16 protein-coding genes are annotated in these 17,625 nt (G+C 67.6%); 10 read left to right on the forward strand and 6 right to left on the reverse strand.

What is annotated here, in order from left to right; translation table 11 throughout:
* Window positions 1-34: 34 nt before the first annotated feature.
* A complete protein-coding gene (gene ligD, locus FHS02_RS00705; protein WP_175424688.1) occupies window positions 35-2,833 on the forward strand; it encodes a DNA ligase D in 2,799 nt (932 codons plus the stop codon).
* Here ligD and FHS02_RS00710 read toward each other — a convergent pair.
* Entirely contained in the window at window positions 2,818-3,645 is an 828-nt protein-coding gene (locus FHS02_RS00710) for an isocitrate lyase/PEP mutase family protein (RefSeq protein ID WP_137312337.1), read from the reverse strand. The two genes, ligD and FHS02_RS00710, sit on opposite strands and share 16 nt — an antisense overlap.
* 93 nt (window positions 3,646-3,738) lie before the next feature.
* On the opposite strand from FHS02_RS00710, the gene FHS02_RS00715 reads away from it, so the two are divergent.
* Complete coding sequence (locus FHS02_RS00715) at window positions 3,739-4,653, forward strand: LysR family transcriptional regulator (protein ID WP_137312338.1); 915 nt, start codon at window positions 3,739-3,741, stop codon at window positions 4,651-4,653.
* Here FHS02_RS00715 and FHS02_RS00720 read toward each other — a convergent pair.
* Window positions 4,637-6,079 (reverse strand): HD domain-containing phosphohydrolase, encoded by a 1,443-nt coding sequence (locus tag FHS02_RS00720; RefSeq protein WP_137312339.1) that lies wholly within the window; start codon window positions 6,077-6,079, stop codon window positions 4,637-4,639. The genes FHS02_RS00715 and FHS02_RS00720 overlap by 17 nt on opposite strands.
* Window positions 6,080-6,129: 50 nt before the next feature.
* On the reverse strand, window positions 6,130-6,591 hold the full coding sequence (locus tag FHS02_RS00725; RefSeq protein WP_175424689.1) for a carboxymuconolactone decarboxylase family protein: 462 nt from the start codon (window positions 6,589-6,591) through the stop codon (window positions 6,130-6,132).
* Between the two features lie 363 nt (window positions 6,592-6,954).
* On the opposite strand from FHS02_RS00725, the gene FHS02_RS00730 reads away from it, so the two are divergent.
* The gene (locus FHS02_RS00730; protein ID WP_503826884.1) at window positions 6,955-7,641 is read left to right on the forward strand and encodes a PA4824 family protein; all 687 of its coding nucleotides are present in this window, start codon (window positions 6,955-6,957) and stop codon (window positions 7,639-7,641) included.
* A 120-nt stretch (window positions 7,642-7,761) separates the two neighbouring features.
* Here FHS02_RS00730 and ku read toward each other — a convergent pair whose 3' ends face one another.
* The 3 genes from ku to FHS02_RS00745 form a co-directional block, all read right to left on the reverse strand.
* Window positions 7,762-8,838, reverse strand: coding sequence for a non-homologous end joining protein Ku (gene ku, locus FHS02_RS00735; RefSeq protein WP_137312341.1), 1,077 nt, complete (start codon window positions 8,836-8,838; stop codon window positions 7,762-7,764).
* A gap of 10 nt (window positions 8,839-8,848) precedes the next feature.
* Window positions 8,849-9,841, reverse strand: a complete 993-nt coding sequence (locus FHS02_RS00740) for an SDR family oxidoreductase (protein ID WP_137312342.1) — start codon at window positions 9,839-9,841, stop codon at window positions 8,849-8,851.
* Between the two features lie 325 nt (window positions 9,842-10,166).
* Complete coding sequence (locus FHS02_RS00745) at window positions 10,167-11,219, reverse strand: aldo/keto reductase (RefSeq protein WP_137312343.1); 1,053 nt, start codon at window positions 11,217-11,219, stop codon at window positions 10,167-10,169.
* 95 nt (window positions 11,220-11,314) lie between these two features.
* Here FHS02_RS00745 and FHS02_RS00750 point away from each other — a divergent pair, with 95 nt between their 5' ends.
* The 7 genes from FHS02_RS00750 (at window position 11,315) to FHS02_RS00780 (ending at window position 17,625) form a co-directional block, all read left to right on the forward strand.
* Window positions 11,315-11,890: a TetR/AcrR family transcriptional regulator gene (locus FHS02_RS00750; RefSeq protein WP_137312344.1), complete on the forward strand. Its 576-nt coding sequence runs from the start codon at window positions 11,315-11,317 to the stop codon at window positions 11,888-11,890.
* A gap of 100 nt (window positions 11,891-11,990) precedes the next feature.
* Complete coding sequence (locus FHS02_RS00755) at window positions 11,991-13,634, forward strand: SulP family inorganic anion transporter (RefSeq protein WP_137312345.1); 1,644 nt, start codon at window positions 11,991-11,993, stop codon at window positions 13,632-13,634.
* On the forward strand, window positions 13,631-15,412 hold the full coding sequence (locus FHS02_RS00760; protein ID WP_229422492.1) for a DUF885 domain-containing protein: 1,782 nt from the start codon (window positions 13,631-13,633) through the stop codon (window positions 15,410-15,412). The genes FHS02_RS00755 and FHS02_RS00760 overlap by 4 nt, the downstream gene beginning before the upstream one ends.
* 248 nt (window positions 15,413-15,660) lie before the next feature.
* Entirely contained in the window at window positions 15,661-15,891 is a 231-nt protein-coding gene (locus FHS02_RS00765; RefSeq protein WP_137312346.1) for a hypothetical protein, read from the forward strand.
* 209 nt (window positions 15,892-16,100) lie between these two features.
* The gene (locus FHS02_RS00770) at window positions 16,101-16,949 is read left to right on the forward strand and encodes an urease accessory protein UreD (protein ID WP_371861473.1); all 849 of its coding nucleotides are present in this window, start codon (window positions 16,101-16,103) and stop codon (window positions 16,947-16,949) included.
* 26 nt (window positions 16,950-16,975) lie between these two features.
* Window positions 16,976-17,278, forward strand: a complete 303-nt coding sequence (locus FHS02_RS00775; RefSeq protein ID WP_137312348.1) for an urease subunit gamma — start codon at window positions 16,976-16,978, stop codon at window positions 17,276-17,278.
* An 8-nt stretch (window positions 17,279-17,286) separates the two neighbouring features.
* Complete coding sequence (locus FHS02_RS00780) at window positions 17,287-17,625, forward strand: urease subunit beta (RefSeq protein WP_137312349.1); 339 nt, start codon at window positions 17,287-17,289, stop codon at window positions 17,623-17,625.

The raw sequence follows: 17,625 nt of genomic DNA on the forward strand, positions 1-17,625 counted from the left end.
GATTCCCTTGCCTGCGCCGGCCTACAGTATGGCCATGACCGACGCCCTCAAACTCTACAAGGCCAAGCGCAACTTCGCGATCACTCCGGAACCCGCCGAAGGCGGACAGGAAGGGCAGGAAGCGCTGACGTTCGTGATCCAGAAGCACTGGGCATCACGGCTGCACTACGACTTCCGCCTCGAACTCGACGGCACGATGAAAAGCTGGGCCGTCCCCAAGGGCCCCAGCTACGACAGCCACGACAAGCGCATGGCCGTGCACGTGGAAGACCACCCGATCTCGTACAACGATTTCGAGGGCGTCATCCCGGAAAAACAGTACGGCGCCGGCAAGGTGATCATCTGGGACAAGGGTACCTGGCACCCGGTCGGCGATCCGCGCAAGGGCTACCGCGACGGCAACCTGAAGTTCGAGCTGCGCGGCCACAAGCTGCGTGGCCGCTGGGTGCTGGTACGCATGCGGCGTTCCGGCGAAAAGCAGGAGCCCTGGCTGCTGATCAAGGAAAACGACGAGTATGTACGGCCGGCCAGCGAATTCTCCGTCATCGACGAGATGCCCGACAGCGTGAAGGCGCTCGGCATGCCCACGGACGAGCAGCTGACGCCCGAAGCGGAAGAAGCGGAAAGCATCGCCGAGCAGCACCAGGGCAAGCCGGCGCGCAAGGCCGCGGCCAGGAAGGGGCCCGCGGCGAAATCGGCTGCAACGAAATCGGCGGCAGCGAAATCGGGCGCAACGAAAGCGGCGGCAACGAAAGCGGCGGCAACGAAGGCCACGGCAACGAAGGCCACGGCAACAACGCCGGCTGCCAGGAAGGCGCCGGCCAAAGGGAAGGGCAAGGCGACGGACACCGGCGACCCGCTCGCGAAGGTGCCGCTGCCGGCCACGCTGTCGCCCGAGCTGGCGACGCTGGTCGACAGTCCGCCGGGCGACCCTGAAAACTGGATCTTTGAACTGAAGTTCGATGGCTACCGGCTGCTGGCCCGCGTCGAGGGCAAGTCGATCGAACTGTGGACCCGCAACGGCAACGACTGGACCCATAAACTGGAACCGCTGCGCGCGGCGCTGGAAAAGCTGCAGCTGCCCGACGGCTGGTACGACGGCGAGATCGTCGTGCACGATGCGAACGGGCGCCCCAACTTCGGCCTGCTGCAACAGGCGTTCGACGGCGAGAAGACGAAAAAAATCGTGTACTTCGTCTTCGATGCGCCGTACCTGGACGGCCACGACCTGCGCGACGTGCCGCTGGCCCAGCGCCGCGAACTGCTGCGCACGGTGCTGGGCGACGACGAGACGGGCCAGGTGCGCTTCTCGGCCGAGCTGGCGGCGCCGCCGGAGGAAATCGTCGCCGCGGCGTGCCGGATGGGCCTTGAAGGCATCATCGGCAAGCGGCGCGACGCGCTGTACACGTCGCGCCGCTCGGGCGACTGGATCAAGCTGAAATGCGCGCAGCGCCAGGAATTCGTCATCGGCGGATACACCGATCCGAAAGGCTCGCGGGTCGGCATCGGCTCGCTGCTGCTGGGCTACTACGACGACGAGGGCAAGCTGCACTATGCCGGCAATGTCGGTGCCGGTTTCAACGACACGTCGCTGCGCGACATCATCGCCAGGCTGAAGAAGGTGGCCAGCGACACGAATCCGTTCGCGCCCACCAAGGCGATCGAAAAAAGGGCGCACTGGGTCAAGCCCACGCTCGTGGCCGAAGTGACGTTCGGCGAATGGACGGGCAGTGGCTCGATCCGCCATTCCGTGTTTCTCGGCCTGCGTACGGACAAGAAGGCGACCAGCATTCGCCGCGAGCGGGCCGCCCATGTGGAGGATGTGATGCAGACGCACACTGAAAGCAAGGCCGGCGCCGCCCGCAAGAGCGCCGCGGGATCGAAGGCGGATGCCAAGGCGGGATCCGTCGCCGGAACCGACGCCAAGGCGGTGGTGGACAGCAAGCTGCCCGCAACGCTGAAAGTCACCAACCCGGACCGGCTGATCGATCCGGTCAGCGGCATGACCAAGATCGGCCTGGTGCGCTACTACGCACTGGTGTCCGGACTGATGCTGGAACACCTGAAGGGCCGCCCGCTGGCGCTGGTGCGGGCCCCGGCCGGCGTCGGCGGCGAGCTGTTCTTCCAGAAGCATTCGGAAACCGGCAAGCTGCCCGGCGTGAAGCAGCTGCCGCAGGAACTGGACCCGGATCACCCGACGATGCTCGAGGTGGCCAGCGTGCAGGGCCTGCTGTCGTGCGCGCAATGGAACGTCGTCGAGTTCCATTCGCAGAACGCGTTCGCGAAGACCTATGAAAAGCCGAACCGGATGGTGTTCGACCTCGACCCCGGCCAGGGAGTGTCGTGGCAGCAGATCCAGGAAGCGGCGCAGCTGATGCGCGCCTTCCTCGAGCAACTGGGCTTGCCGTCGTTCCTGAAGACCAGCGGTGGCAAGGGCCTGCACGTGGTCGTGCCGTTGAAACCCCAGCATGGCTGGGATGCCGTGAAAGGCTTTTCCAGCTTCATCGTCGAGCACATGGCGCGCACGCTGCCGGACCGTTTCGCCTTCAAGAGCGGGCCGAAGAACCGGGTCGGCAAGATCTTCATCGATTACCTGCGCAACGGCCGCGGCGCCACCACGGCGGTCGCCTGGTCGGCCCGCGCGCGCCCCGGCATGGGCATCTCGGTGCCGGTCGCGTGGAACGAACTGGAACACCTGAAAGGCGGCGACCAGTGGACCGTGGCCACGGTGCACACCCGGCTCGATCACGGCAACGAGCCGTGGGCCGACTATGCCAAGAGCGCCGTCACGCTGACGAAGGCCATGAAGCAGATGGGCTACAAGCCCGGCTGACCGGCCGCCGGCAGCAAGCCGTTGATGGTGGCGTAGGCTTCCGCCTCGTCGACCAGCGCGGGTGAGCGGCCATGCGTCGTGAACTCCCGCACCAGCCGGGAAGCGTGCGCCCACAGCGCCTGCGGCAGCCATGACCCGGTGCTGACGCGTCGCACGCCCAGCGCGGCCAGCTCCGCCACCGGCGGCAGTCCGGGCCACGCAATCACGTTCAACAGCAGATCCGTCCCAGCGGCCAGTTCGGCGATGTCCGCCGGGTCGGTCACGGCCAGCGGGAACAGCCCGTTCGCACCCGCCTCGCGATACAGGTGCGCCCGCCGCAAGGTTTCGCCGACCTGCGCGCCGGCCGGCACGAGCTGTCGCGCGAACACGTCGCAGCGGATGTTGATGTACAGGTTCACCCCGGCGCGCCCGGCGGCGGCGCGGGCCGCGCCGATTTTCCGGCACAGCAGTTCGGGCGCCGCCGCGCCATCTTGCAGGTTGATGCCGACCGCGCCCGCATCGACAAAGCGCGCCACGGCGGCGCCCACGGCCGCCGGGTCGTCCGAGTAGCCGCTCTCGATGTCGACGGTGAGCGGCACGCCGGTCACGCGGCGGATGCGGCGCACGCACGCCACGTGTTCGTCCAGCGGCAGCACGTCCCCATCGCGGTAGCCGAGCGACCAGGCCACACCGGCGCTGGTGGTGGCGATGGCCGGGGCGCCAAGGCTGGCGATGAGCCGGGCACTGCCGGCATCCCACGCGTTGGTCAGGATCAGCGGTTGCGGCTGGCGATGCAGCGCGTGGAACGTGGCATCCATCGGCAGGGCATCCATCGGGTCTCCTTGGCAAAAAAAGCCTATTTTATGGATGGCTTCGCACGGCGATAATAGCGCCAGATCGCATTAATTCATTCCTGGGGAGACGCAATGCAACGGGTGCCGTTCAACCTCGTCGAGGCGTTCAGCGCCGTGGTGGAGCAGGGCGGCTTTGCCCGCGCGGCCGCCACCCTGAACATGACGCCGTCCTCGGTCAGCCGGCTGGTGAAGGCCCTCGAGCAGCAGCTCGGCGTGCGCCTGCTGAACCGCACCACGCGCGCCATGTCGCTGACCGAGGCAGGGCAGCGCTTCCATGCCGACAGTGCCGCCGCGCTGGCGCAATTGCACGGCGCCTGCGAACGCGCGGCGGAAGGCGCCGCCGAGCCGCAAGGCACGCTGCGCGTGAGTGCCCCGGTGGCGTTCGGGCGCACGCACCTGGTGCCGCACCTGGCGGCGTTCATGATGCGTTATCCGCAACTGCGGGTGGACCTGCTGATCACCGACCGGCTGGTGGACATCGTGGCCGAGCGCATCCACGTGGCGATCCGCATCGGCCGGCTGGACGATTCCACGCTGGTCGGCCGCAAGCTGCTGCCGAACCGGCGCATCCTGGCGGCTGCGCCGGCATACGTGGCGCGGCATGGCATGCCCGCCACCGTGGCGGAGCTGGAGCGGCATGAATGCCTGGTCTCCACCGCCAATCACGACGGCGAAGTGTGGAAGCTGCACGGCGACGAGGGCGAGCGGGCCGTGCGTCCGCGCGGGCGTGTGCGTTCGGACAACGGCGATGCCGTGCACCGGCTGGCCGTCGACGGCATGGGCATCTGCTTCCGGTCCGCCGTCAGCCTGGAGGAAGACCTGTGTGCCGGGCGCCTCGTGCAGGTGCTGCCCGCGTGGACCGGCAAGGAGAGCGGCGTGTATGCGATGGCGCCGTCGCGGCCGATGAGCCCGGCCGCACGGGCGCTGGCGGACTTCCTGGTCGAACGGTGGTCCGGCGCGGAAGCTGCCGTCAGCCAGGCTGGATGACGTTCTGGAATATCCCCAGCGCCAGCGCCTTCAGCATCGCGGCGGGCAGCGACGAGGATTCCAGTTTTTCGAGAATGCTGCCGACATGCGTGCGGACCGCGCCGGGGCTGATCCTCAGCGCGCGGGCGGCGTTCGCAGTGCCCGCGCCGCTGCCGATCCACCGCAGTACCTCCGCCTCGCGGTCCGACAGCGGCCCGGCGCAAGGCATGGCGGGATGCCTCGTGGCGGCGGCGGTCACCGCTTCGACGGCTTGCCGGTCGAAGCGGCCGGCCTGCGCCGCCAGCAGCGCGGTCGCTGCGGCCGGCTGGTACGGCGCGCGCCATGGCCGCGGCGAGCGCAGGGCGGTCCATGCTGCCGCGGCGGCCAGCAGCCGGTGCGCGGGCGACAGCGCTTCGGCCGTCACGCTGCGGAAGTAGCCGCTGCCGTCGAGGCGCTCATACGCATGCGCGGCCAGCAGGGCCTCGGCGGCAAGGCCCGGCACGTGGGTCGCCATGCGCGCGGTCCAGTACGGCGCGCGGCGTACCTGTTCCCGTTCGGCCTTGCGCAGCCGGCCGGGGTTGTTCCAGACCGGGTTGGGAATCGCCGCGCGGCCGGCGCCGTGGAGCAGGGCGGCGCGTTCCAGGCAACGCTGCTCCGTCGGCGGCAGGCCCGCCAGCGCGGCGGCATCGCGCGCGACGGCGGCCACGCGGCGCGCATGGCCGGCCAGCCATGGCAGCTTCAGCTCCATCACGTCCGCCACCAGCGCAAGCGGCACGTCGCCGCCGGCCGCAGGCGGTACCGCATCGTCGGGTGCATCGAGCGCATCGAGCCAGCTGCGCGCATGTGCTGACACCTGTTGCACGAGGTGTGCCGGGTACTTGCGGCCCGCCAGGCGCCCGATCACCCGCAATGCCGTGGGCAGGCCGTGCGCGCGTGCCAGCACCTCCAGGTCGCCGGCCAGCGCCACGTGGAAAACGGCGGCCGGAATCGCGTCGCCATGCAGCCGCGCCGGCAGGCCATTGCCGTTGGCGTGTTCGAACAGGTGCCGCAAGCCCGCCTCTTCGCCCGCGGGCAGGCCGAGCATGCGGGCGATATCGCCCGCCACCTCGCAATGCAGACGCGCGAGCGGCAGCGCGTTGGCGGCCGTCAGCCGGTGATTGGCCGGCAGCGTGCGGGCCAGCATGGCGTGGCGTCCGCCCACGTCGTCGCCCAGCAGCGCGGCGAAGCCGGCGGCGCTGGCGGTACTGCCGGACCAGCGCAGCAGCGCCACCACGCGCGCCGTTTCGCGGCTGCGGGTGCCGGCGCCTGCCGCTTCGGCCACGCGGCCGGCCAGCCGCGCCACGCGCGTCGAGTGTCCGGGCGGCTGGCCCATCGCCAGGTCGCCGGTCATGGCCAGCGCCGCCACGGCATCGGCCACGCCCACGGTGGCTGCTTCATAGTGCTTCATGGCCGGTACTGTAGCGGCGCCGGGCAACGCCGGCAAGGACGGCGCTGCGCTTACATGCCCGGCGGCGGGTTCACCGGGATCGGATTGCGCAGCGACAGGTTGATCACGTTCCAGCCGCGGATCACGGAAATCGCATAACCGAGTTCGGCGACCTGCGTTTCGGTGAAGTGCTCGCGCAGCTCGCCGTAGGCGGCGTCGGTGTCGTCGCGGTGCGGCAGGGCATTGACGGCGTCGGCCCAGCGCAGCGCGGCACGTTCGCGGGCATCGAAGAACGGCGACTCGCGCCACGCCGCCACGGTGTTCAAATGACGCGGATCGGCGCCCTGTCGTACTAGGTCGCGCCAGTGCATGTCGACGCAGACGCCGCAGCCGTTGACCTGCGAGACGCGCAGGTTGACCAGTTCGACGATGCGCTCGCCCAGCGAGCTGGCCCTGGCGGCCTGCGACAGGGCGATCATCGCCTGCAGGCCCTGCGGGGCGACGGAGAATAAGGGAATGCGTGCCTTGGACATGATGGTTTCCTTGGTTGTGGCGGCGCACAGTGCGTCGCCTTCCCTCGTTAGACGCGGTGGCACCGGCCGTTGTGACAGCACGATCGGCAATTTGTGAAAACGCCGAGTTGTTAACAAAAACTGTGGATAAGCTTGTTAATCAACGCTGGGCCCGGATGCTAAGTACCTGATATTTCGATGGAATCTTGAAGAGCCCGGATATCGGGCATTGTGCTTCCGTGGTTATATTTCCACAAGGAAAGCATCCGGCCGCGACGGCTGATAAAATTGCCGATCAGCACTATCACCGTGCAACCTTCGGCCCCCACCCCTGCCCGAATCGCGCGACCAGCCGGTCGCTGTCTTCTTCTTGTTGCCTGACCGATGCCAGAACAGAACCCTGCGCGATTCGCGCGGCTGTGTGCCGCCTTGTCCCTTTCCTTGTTGCCGTGGGCAGCGCATGCCGGACGGCCGCTCGTGACCGACGATGCTTCCGTGCTGGCCGCCGGCGATTGCCAGGTCGAGGCATCGGCCAGCCGCGGGCCAGGCCAGCGCTGGCTGGCGCCATCCTGCAACGTGGCGGAGAACTGGGAAGTGGCGACCGGCGCAGGCAACGTGCGCAGTGGCGGGGAATTCCGCCGCGCGATCGTGATCGGGGCAAAGACCGTATTCAGGCCGCTGTCGGAGGACGGCTTCGGCGTGGGCGCCGCAGTGTCGGAGCAGCGCATCTCCGGGCCTGAAAGGTCCATTGACCAGACCGTGAACCTGTTCGCCAGCGTGCCGCTGGCGCCGTGGGCGGTGGCGCACGTGAATGCCGGGGCAGTCCGGCACGGCATGTCGCACCAGCATGCTGGGACCTGGGCGGCGGCGCTTGAAACGACGCGAGGGCGCGGTGCCCTGACATTCGAGGCATTCGGGGAGCGTGGATCCAGCCGCGGCTGGCAGGCGGGGGCGCGCTGGACGCTGGTCGACGACGTGCTCGATCTCGATGCCGGCTATGGCGCGCTGCACGATAGCGATGGCCGCCGCCGCTTCGCGACGGTCGGCCTGACGTACGCGTACCAGCGCTGATCCGCGCGTCGTGCCGCGAGATTCGTGCCGCCAGATTCGTGCAGCCAGATTCTGGCTGCGAGTTTCAGGCGGCGAACATCACGCTGCAAACTTCACGCTGCGAACTTCAAGCTGCAAACTTCACGCTGCTTTTTTGCGGGTCGCGGCGGTGGATTTCGCCGCCGTCCTTTTCGGTGCCGCCGGTTTCGAAGCGGCCGCCTTGGCAGCCCCGGTCTTCGGCGCCGCCTCTATTGCCGCCGTCGTCTTCGCCGCGCGCGCCGTGCCGGAAGCACTGGCCGCCTTGCGTGGCGCCGCCTTCTTCGCCGGCTTCTTGTCTTCCTGCTCCGGCGCCGCATCCTCGTCGCCGGATTCGTCGTCCGCGTCGTCTACCTCTTCGGCCGCCGCCTTCTTCCCCTTGCCGGGCCGGTTGCCGAGCGATTGCTGCAGCAGCGCCACCAGGTCGATGACGTTGCTCGCAGGTTTCGCCTCGGTTTCCTTGGACGGCATCGTGATCGACTTGGTCTGCCCCGCCTTGACTTTTTTCTCGACCAGCGCCAGCACGTCTTCCTTGTAGGTGTCGTGGTACAGGCTGGGGTCCCATTCCTCGCTCATGCCTTCCACGAGCGACAGCGCCATCTTGAGTTCCTTGTCCGAGATACCGGCGCCCTTCAGGCCTTTTTCCGGCAGGTCGAGGCCTTCGGTATCGCGGATCTCGTCGGCATAGCGCAGCGTATTCATGATGATGCCGTCCTCGCTGGCCACCAGCGCGCACAGGTGCTGCTTGGTGCGGATCACCACCGTGGCGATGCCGATGCGCCCGGCGCGGCGCAGGGTCTCGCGCAGCAGCGCATACACCTTCGCCCCGCCGCGCCCCGGCGCCAGGTAGTACGGCGTTTCGTAGTAGGTCAGCGGCACGTCCTCGGCATTGACGAACGAGATGATGTCGATCGTCTGCGTGGCTTTCACGTTGGCCCGCTTGAGGTCCTCGTCGGACAGCACCACGTACTCGCCGGACGTGTACTCGTAGCCCTTGATGATGTTGTCCCAGGCGACTTCCTTGCCGTTGCCCTTGTTGTAGCGCTTGAAGCCGATCGGCGAGAAGTCGCGCTTGTCGAGCATGGTGAGATCCAGCTCGTTCTGCTTCACGGCCGAGTACAGGTCGACCGGGATGTGGACCAGGCCGAAGCTGATGGCGCCTTTCCAGAGCGAGCGGGCCATGGCGGCGCTCCTAGCCGACGCTGCCGGTGACCGGCAGCACGATGCCGCTGATGTAGCTGGCGGTGGCGGGCGATGCCAGGAACACGTAGGCCGGCGACAGTTCTTCCGGCTGGGCGGGCCGCTTCATGTCGGTGCTGGCGCCGAATTCCTTGATCTTGTCCGCCGTCTGGTCGGCCGGGTTCAGCGGCGTCCATACCGGGCCTGGCGCGACGGCGTTGACGCGGATGCCTTTCTCGATCAGGTTCGACGCCAGCGACATCGTGAACGCGTGGATCGCCCCCTTCGTCGACGAATAGTCGAGCAGCTTGGACGAGCCGCGCAGGCCGACCACCGAGCCCGTATTGATGATCGACGCGCCCTGCTTCAGGTGAGGGAGCGCCGCCTTGGCCATGTGGAAGTAGCCATAGATGTTGGTCTTCATCGTCAGGTCGAAGCGCTCTTCGGTGATGTCTTCCAGCGAGTCGGCATGCTCCTGGAAGGCGGCGTTGTTGACCAGGATATCGAGCTTGCCGAACGCTTTGACGGTCTCTTCCACGGCGCCGCGGCAGAACGCGAAATCGCGCACGTCGCCCGGAATCAGCAGCGCGCGCTTGCCTTCGGCCTCGATGTGGCGCTGCGTTTCCTCGGCGTCCTGCTGTTCGTCCGGCAGGTAGACCAGTGCCACGTCGGCGCCTTCGCGCGCGTACAGCACGGCCACCGCGCGGCCGATGCCCGAATCGCCGCCGGTGACGATCGCGCTCATGCCTTCCAGCTTGCCGCTGCCCTTGTAGCCGGGGGCCAGGAATTGCGGCTTCAGTTCCATCTCGGCTTCGATGCCGGGCTTGTCCAGGGTCTGGTCGGGCAGGGGATTGGTCGGGAACTCATGGGTGCCGGCCTGCACGCCTTGTTCTTCCTTCTGCTCGCTGCCGCCCTGCGCCTTCGCCGCATCCTTCTGGTCCTGCTGCTGCTGGATCTCGCGCTGCAGGTTGCCGACGTCCTGTGCCTTGTTTTCCGAATTGCTCATTTGACTGTTCTCCCAAAGATCGAGCGGACAGTATTGGCGTCCCCGGCGCCGGCCTCAGTGCGGTTGCGCACAGATGCGGGAACGCGCCTCCGGCGCGCCGGAGCAGCCAAAAGCAAAATCCGTCAAAACCGGTGACAGGCTCCAGTTTTCCGGAAACATTTCAAATTCAAAACCGGTGACAGGCACCAGTATTCCGGAAACATTTCAAATTAACTGGTGTCTGGAAGGAGAGATAGCTTGCAAGCTATCTCCGCTATGCAGGCGAGGAGCAAAGCTCCCCGAAACCCCTGCTGCGCCACCGGTTTTCTGGCGCCGGTTTTCGATGTCAGGCAACCGGCACCTTGCGCGGCAGCAGCAGTTCCGCCTGGCCGCCGGCGATGGCGCCGGCCGTCTGCGCGATCGTGTCGTACGGGGAACCGAGCTGGATGGCGCTGGCGGCGTCGAGGCGGGCCAGCTGGTCCGGCGACAGCTTCACGTTCAGCGCGCCCAGCGTGCCGTCGAGTTGCGCCAGCGTGCGCGGGCCGAGGATCGGCACCAGCGCCGTCGACGAGGCGGCGTCGCGGTGCAGCAGCCAGGCGATCGCCACCTGGGCGGGCGGCGCATCGACTTCGGCGGCGACGGCCAGCACGGCATCCAGCGTGGCGGTGGCGCGCTCCGAGTCTTCGCGGTGCACCAGCCGGCCGCCGAAGCCCTGCAGCCTGCCTTCCTCGTTGTTGCGGTACTTGCCTGTCAGCAGGCCGCCGCCGAGGGGTGACCACAGCGCGCCGCCCAGCCCGAGCCCTTCGATCATCGGCAGCAGTTCGCGGTCCGCGCTCCGTTCGGCCAGGCTGTATTCCATCTGTACGCCGACCAGCGGCGCCCAGCCGCGCAGTTCGGCGATCGCGTCCGCGCGGGCAATGCGCCAGGCGGGGAAGTTCGACAGGCCCGCATACAGGATCTTGCCGGCGCGGACCAAATCGTCGAAGGCGCGCAGCAGCTCTTCGACGGGCGTGTGGCTGTCGGCGAAGTGCGCCCAGTACAGGTCGATGCGGTCCGTCTTCAGCCGTTTCAGGCTGGCCTCGACCGACTGCACCATCGCCTTGCGGCTGTTGCCGGTGCCGCTGATGCCGCCGGGGCCGGACAGCGTGAACTTGGTGGCCAGCACGAAGTGATCGCGGTCGGCGGCGATGAAGTCGCCCGTCAGTTCTTCCGACTGGCCGCCCTGGTAGCCGTCCGCCGTGTCGATGAAGTTGCCGCCCGCTTCGACATAGCGGTCGAACACGGCCCTGGCCGCGTCGCGCTCGGCGCCATAGCCCCATCCGGTACCGAAGTTGCCGGTGCCCAGTGCCAGTTCCGATACGCGCAAGCCGCTGCGGCGGCCAAAGCTCTTGTATTGCATGGTGATTCTCCGGTTGGTTAAATGACGAACGTCATGTATGCGTTATATATTACGACCATCATGTATAATGTCAAGCACATTCCACGGAGGCGAACATGAAAGTATCGAGGGAACAGGCGGCGCAGAACCGGGAACGCATCGTCGAGACGGCGGCACGGGCGTTCCGCGAAAAAGGCTTCGACGGCATCGGCGTGGCCGACCTGATGAAGACGGCGGGCCTGACGCATGGCGGCTTCTATGGCCACTTCGCGTCGAAGGAGGCGCTGCTGGGCGAAGCGGTGGGGCGGGCGCTCGACGGCGCCGGCGACGGCTGGCAGGCGTCGATGGCGGCGCACCCGGACGATCCGCTGGGTGCGGTGGTGCGTTCCTATCTGTCGCCCAGGCACCGCGACAACCCCGGCGCCGGCTGCGCGATTTCCGCGCTGGGCGCCGACATTTCGCGGGCCGGGCCGGCCGTGCGCGACGCCGTGACGGAGCGCACGCGTGCCCAGCTCGACCTGCTGGCGCGCGCCGCGCCGGGCCAGACGGACGAGCAGCGGCGCAGCCATGCGATCGCGACGTATGCCGCGATGATCGGCGGCATGGTGCTGGCACGGGCCGTGTCGGATGCGGCGCTGTCTGACGAAATCCTGGCGGCGGTGGCCGGCGCGCTGGCATCGCCGCCGGCGTAAAGGGCGCGGGCCACGCGGCGCCAGGGCCCGGCCCCATGGTGGACACCAGCTCTGCCATGGTAGGCTTGCGCCTTCATACGTCATAACAGGTTTCATCGGCATGCTGGATTGGCTCAGACATTACCGCCGCGCGGCGCTGCCCGGCGATATCGGCGCGGGGATCGTCGTGGCCATGATGCTGGTGCCGCAGGGGATGGCGTATGCGCTGGTGGCCGGCCTGCCGCCGGTGGCCGGGCTGTACGCCAGCATCCTGCCGCCGCTCGTCTACGCGCTGTTCGGCAGCAGCATGACGCAGTCGGTCGGCCCGATGGCCATCGTGTCGCTGATGACCGGCGCGGCGATCGCACCGCTGGCGGGCGGCGCCCCCGGCCTGCACGGCGTATTGGCCGCGCAGCTGGCGCTGGTGGCGGGCGCCGTGCTGCTGCTGTGCGGCCTGCTGCGGCTGGGCTTTCTCGCCAATTTCTTCTCGCGGCCGGTGATGAGCGGCTTTACCGTCGGCTCGTCGCTGGTGATTGCCTGGGGCCAGGTGAAGCCGCTGCTGGGCGGGCCCCTGCAGCAGCCGCACGTGCCGAGCACGGTGCTGGGCCTGGCATCGCTGGCGTTGCTGCTGCTTGCGCGCAGCCACCTGGCCAGGCTGCTCAAGCGCCTCGGCATGGCCGGCACCGCGGCGGACGTGCTGTCGAAACTGGCGCCGATGGTGGTGGTGCTGGCCGCCACCGCGGCCGTTGCGGCCTACGGCGCCCATGGCATCCGCCTCACCGGACCGGTGCCTGCCGGCCTGCCGCAGCTGAACCTGGCCACCTCGCCGTCGCACTGGCGCGAGCTGCTGCAGCCGGGACTGCTGATCGGCTTCGTGGTCTTCCTGATGAGCATGAGCGCGGCGCAGACGCTGGCGCTGAAGCGGGGCGAGAAGCTGGTGTCGAACCGCGAGCTGGTCGGCCTGGGCGCCGCCAACGTGGCGGCCATGGCGTCCGGCGCGTTTCCCGTGACGGGCAGCCTGTCGCGCTCGGCCGTCAATTTCGCCGCCGGCGCCAATACGCCGCTGGCCAGCGTCATCTCGGCGGTGTTGCTGGCCGCCGCGCTGATGCTGCCCACCGGCTGGCTGGCACTGCTGCCGCTGCCGACGCTGGCCGCCACCATTATCGTCGCCGTGCTCGGCCTGCTGGAACTCGATACCTTGAAGACGGCCTGGCACTACGATCGCGGCGATGCGCTGGCCTGGCTGGTCACCTGCGTCGGCGTGCTGGCGCTGGGCGTGGAGGCGGGCGTCATCGTCGGTGTCGTGCTGTCGATGGGCACGCTGATCTGGCGCGCCAGCCGCCCCCACATCGCGGTGCTGGGGCGCATTCCCGGTACCGAGCACTTCCGCAATGTCGACCGCTACGCCGCCACCCGCTGCGAGGAGGTGCTGATCCTGCGCATCGATGCCAACCTGTTCTTCGGCAATGTCGAGGCGGTCAACGAAAGGATCGAGGACGAACTGCGCGCACACCCCGCCACCCGCCACCTGGTGCTGACGATGCTGGCCGTCAGCTCGATCGATACCACGGCGCTGTTCGCGCTGTCCGAACTCAATGCGGGCCTGCGCGCGCGCGGCATCGGCCTGCACCTGGCCGAAGTGAAGGGCCCGGTGATGGACCGCCTGCGCGCCAGCACGCTGCTCGACACCCTGAACGGCAAGCTGTTCCTCAGCACGGCCATGGCCAGCGAATACCTGAATTCACTTGACAAGGAAAAACGATGAAGAAGACCGGCCCGGCCCTTGCCGCCTGCCTGCTCGCCACCATGCTGACGACCTGCGCGGCGCTTGCCACACCGGCAGTCCCTGCAGCCCCGGCCACGCCAGGCGTCCAGGGCGGCGACGCCCGCCTGCGCGCCATCTATACGAGCGAATGGCAGTGGCGCCTCCAGCAGCGGCTGGAGAACGAGGAGGATGACACGAACGGCATCCGCGCCGACCTGCCGAAGGTCGACGAGGCAACCCAGCAGGCACGCCGGGCCCACTGGGAAGGCGTGCTGAAACAGCTCGATGGCGTGGCCGAGGACACCCTGTCGGCCGATGAACGCATCAACTATGCCGTCTACCGGGCGCAGGTCTCGGCACTGGCGGCCAATGTGCGCTTCCGGGAATACGAAAAACCGCTGAACGCGGATTCCTCGTTCTGGTTCAACATGACGTACGAGGCGCGCAAGCCGTTCCGCACGAAACAGGATTACGTCAACTACGTGGCCCAGCTGAACGACGTGCCGCGCTATTTCAACGAGCAGGTCGCCAACATGCGCGCCGGCCTGGCGCGCGGCTTCACGCCGCCGAAGGTCACGCTGGCCGGCCGCGACGCCACCATCGCCGGCGTCGCCGGTGCGAAGCCTGCCGACACGCCGTTCTACCTGCCGTTCAAGGAGATGCCGGCGACGATCCCGGCGGCCGAACAGGCCAGCCTGCGCGCCGCGGCCCTGAAGGCGATCGCCGACCGCGTGATTCCCGCGCATGCCGCATTGCTGAAGTTCATGCGCGACGACTACGTGCCGCGCGCCACCCCGACGCTGGCGGCCGAGAGCCTGCCGGACGGGAAGGCGTATTACCAGTCGAAGATCGTCGAGTACACCACCACGCAGTTGTCCGCCGACGAGATCCACCGCATCGGCCTGGCCGAGATGGCCAAGATCCGTGCCGAGATGGCCGACGTGATGAAGCAGGTGAATTTCACCGGCGGCCTGCCGGCCTTCCTGCAGTTCCTGCGCACCGATCCGCGCTTCTATGCGAAGACGCCGGAAGAGCTGCTGATGCGCGCCGCCTGGGTCGCCAAGAAGTTCGACGGCAATGCCGAACGCTACTTCGGCCGCCTGCCGCGCAGCCGCTTCGCCATCATTCCCGTGCCGCCGGACCAGGCGCCGTACTACACGTCCGGCCGCGGCGGTCCCGGCGTTTACCTCGTCAACACGTACGACCTGCCGTCGCGCGCCCTGTACAGCCTGCCGGCGCTGACGCTGCACGAATCCGCGCCCGGACACGCGTTCCAGATGCCGGTGGCGATGGAGCAGGCGGGCCGTCCGCCGTTCAGGAATGCTTACATCTCCGCCTACGGCGAGGGCTGGGCGCTGTACTCGGAACGGCTGGGCACTGAAATGGGCATCTACGACACGCCGTATGAAGTGTTCGGCATGCTCAGCTACCAGGCCTGGCGTGCGTCGCGGCTCGTCGTCGATACCGGCATCCACGCCAAAGGCTGGACGCGCGAGCAGGCGCTGCGCTACCTGATGGACAACACGGCGCTGTCGCAGCACGAGGTGGCGACGGAGGTGGACCGGTATATCTCGTGGCCGGGCCAGGCACTGTCGTATTACCTGGGCCAGATGGCGATCGTCGAGGCGCGGCGCAAGGCCGAGGCGGCGCTGGGCGAAAAGTTCGACATCCGCGCCTTCCACGATACGGTGCTGGAACTGGGCTCGGTGCCGCTGCCTGTGCTGAAGGCCAGGATCGACCGGTTCATCCGGGAGGGCGGCAAGGGGCCTTACGGGTGATGGCGCGGGCGCCGGTGGGCGGTATCGTCAGCAGATACCCGCGGCGCCTTGCCGGGGCCTCCCGGCGCAGTGGAGGATAGGCATTGGCTGAAACAGCGCGCACGGGAGCCTGCGCGAATCGGGCTTGCACCATGGCGTTGCATAATTGTTTTGTTAATGAATCTTTGTACGCAAGATTGCCGGAATGTCGTCATAATGGTGCAAACATTCTCAACAGCATTCTTTATAAACTTCACTGGAACTCCGCCATGCCGCTCTACCAGATCTGGTACAACGACGCCGACCAACCGCTGGTCGTCAACACGCCTTACCGCCTGCGCGACATCGAAATCGCCGGCGAGATCATTCGTAACGAGCAGCGCCAGAATCGCCAGAGCGCCGATCCGTCCGGCCTGACGGTGCGCGAACTGTTGCGCGTGAATGGCTTGCGCAACGTGCGCTATACGCTGGACGAAAGCGAGCCGGTCGAGCTGCGGTGAGAATTGCAGCTTGATTTGCACTACGGTGGTGCGCATGCTCCACCGTAGTGCATCGAGTGGCCGCCATGTCCCAAAAATGCTGGCACGAGACTTGCTCTAAGCACAGGGTTGTCATTTATTGATTGCTCATGCCCGACTGTCCGGATCGCCCGGCCCAGGATTCCCTGGCCTTTACGCCGCCCCTGGCCCCTGTGCCGGCCCACGCTCTTTTGCCGGCCCACGCTCTTTCGCCGGCGCACGCTGCCGTGCATCCCGCATGGCGGGCGCAGCTGACGCTGGCGTTTACCCGCGATAGCGATACCACCCGCCTGACCCGCCGCGAGCACAGCGGCCCGCTGCGCGTGCAGAAGCCGCTGTATCCGGAAGACCCGGCGATCTGCCATGCCATCGTGGTGCATCCTCCCGGCGGCGTGGTCGGCGGCGACGAACTGGCGGTCGATGCCCACCTGAACGCCGGCGCCCATGCGCTGCTGACGTCGCCCGGCGCCGCCAAGTGGTACCGCGCCAATGGCCGCGTCTCGCGCCAGCGCATCGCGCTGTCGGTCGATGCCGGCGCTGCGCTGGAATGGCTGCCGCAGGAAACCATCTTCTTCAACGATGCCCATGTCGAGCTCGACCACCATGTAACGCTGGCGGCCGACGCCAGCTATCTCGGCTGCGAGATCCTGTGCCTGGGGCGCCGCGCGTCCGGCGAAGCGTTTACAAAGGGCCGCATCAACCAGCGCACCTCGGTGCGCCGCGGCGGCCGGCTGCTGTGGTGGGAGCAAGGCACGCTGGCAGCCGATACGATCGCCAGCCCGCTCGGGCTGAATGGCCATACGGTGTCGGCGATGCTGCTTGCCGTCGGCAAGCCGGTGGCGGCCGACACGGTGGCCGCCTTGCGCGCGCTGGCCGACCACCCCTGTTATGGCGTGACGCAGATGAAACACGTGCTGTGCGTGCGCTGGCTCGGCCACGACAGCGAGGCCGCCCGCGAACTGATGCTGGCGGCCTGGCGCATCGTGCGCCCCGCGGTACTGGGCCGCGCCGCCATCGACTTGCGCAGCTGGCGCACCTGATTTGCGCATTCCCGAGAAAGAACCCCATGGACCTGACACCCCGCGAAAAAGACAAGCTGCTCATTTTTACCGCCGGCCTGCTGGCCGAACGCCGCCTGGCACGCGGCCTGAAACTCAATTACCCCGAAGCGGTGGCGCTGATCTCGGCAGCCATCATGGAAGGCGCGCGCGACGGCAAAACCGTCGCGCAGCTGATGTCCGAGGGCACACAAATACTGACCCGCGACCAGGTGATGGACGGCATCCCCGAAATGATTCCCGACATCCAGGTCGAAGCGACTTTCCCGGACGGCAGCAAGCTGGTGACCGTCCACAACCCGATACCGTGAGGTGAAACATGATCCCGGGCGAATACCAATTAGAGGACGGCGACCTGCCGATCAACGATGGCCGCGAAACCGTGACAATCGTCGTATCCAACGTGGGCGACCGCCCGATCCAGGTCGGCTCGCATTTCCACTTCTTCGAGGCGAACAATGCGCTGACGTTCGAGCGCTGGAAGGCCTACGGCAAGCGGCTCAACATCGCCGCCGGCACCGCCGTGCGCTTCGAGCCGGGCCAGCAGCGCACTGTCGAACTGGTGGCGGTGGAAGGTAACCGCGAGATATACGGCTTTGCCGGCCAGGTCATGGGCAAGCTGAAGGACAAGCCGGACGGCGAGCCTGAACCAACATAA

It is taken from the genome of Pseudoduganella umbonata (assembly GCF_014192225.1).
Classification (GTDB): Bacteria; Pseudomonadota; Gammaproteobacteria; order Burkholderiales; family Burkholderiaceae_D; genus Rugamonas; species Rugamonas umbonata.

What these genes read in the sequence shown, in the direction of transcription:
- ligD (WP_175424688.1), top strand. Translation starts at nt 35, where the DNA reads ATGACCGACGCCCTCAAACTCTACAAGGCCAAGCGCAACTTCGCGATC.
- FHS02_RS00710 (WP_137312337.1), bottom strand. Translation starts at nt 3,645, where the DNA reads ATGGATGCCCTGCCGATGGATGCCACGTTCCACGCGCTGCATCGCCAG.
- FHS02_RS00715 (WP_137312338.1), top strand. Translation starts at nt 3,739, where the DNA reads ATGCAACGGGTGCCGTTCAACCTCGTCGAGGCGTTCAGCGCCGTGGTG.
- FHS02_RS00720 (WP_137312339.1), bottom strand. Translation starts at nt 6,079, where the DNA reads ATGAAGCACTATGAAGCAGCCACCGTGGGCGTGGCCGATGCCGTGGCG.
- FHS02_RS00725 (WP_175424689.1), bottom strand. Translation starts at nt 6,591, where the DNA reads ATGTCCAAGGCACGCATTCCCTTATTCTCCGTCGCCCCGCAGGGCCTG.
- FHS02_RS00730 (WP_503826884.1), top strand. Translation starts at nt 6,955, where the DNA reads ATGCCAGAACAGAACCCTGCGCGATTCGCGCGGCTGTGTGCCGCCTTG.
- ku (WP_137312341.1), bottom strand. Translation starts at nt 8,838, where the DNA reads ATGGCCCGCTCGCTCTGGAAAGGCGCCATCAGCTTCGGCCTGGTCCAC.
- FHS02_RS00740 (WP_137312342.1), bottom strand. Translation starts at nt 9,841, where the DNA reads ATGAGCAATTCGGAAAACAAGGCACAGGACGTCGGCAACCTGCAGCGC.
- FHS02_RS00745 (WP_137312343.1), bottom strand. Translation starts at nt 11,219, where the DNA reads ATGCAATACAAGAGCTTTGGCCGCCGCAGCGGCTTGCGCGTATCGGAA.
- FHS02_RS00750 (WP_137312344.1), top strand. Translation starts at nt 11,315, where the DNA reads ATGAAAGTATCGAGGGAACAGGCGGCGCAGAACCGGGAACGCATCGTC.
- FHS02_RS00755 (WP_137312345.1), top strand. Translation starts at nt 11,991, where the DNA reads ATGCTGGATTGGCTCAGACATTACCGCCGCGCGGCGCTGCCCGGCGAT.
- FHS02_RS00760 (WP_229422492.1), top strand. Translation starts at nt 13,631, where the DNA reads ATGAAGAAGACCGGCCCGGCCCTTGCCGCCTGCCTGCTCGCCACCATG.
- FHS02_RS00765 (WP_137312346.1), top strand. Translation starts at nt 15,661, where the DNA reads ATGCCGCTCTACCAGATCTGGTACAACGACGCCGACCAACCGCTGGTC.
- FHS02_RS00775 (WP_137312348.1), top strand. Translation starts at nt 16,976, where the DNA reads ATGGACCTGACACCCCGCGAAAAAGACAAGCTGCTCATTTTTACCGCC.
- FHS02_RS00780 (WP_137312349.1), top strand. Translation starts at nt 17,287, where the DNA reads ATGATCCCGGGCGAATACCAATTAGAGGACGGCGACCTGCCGATCAAC.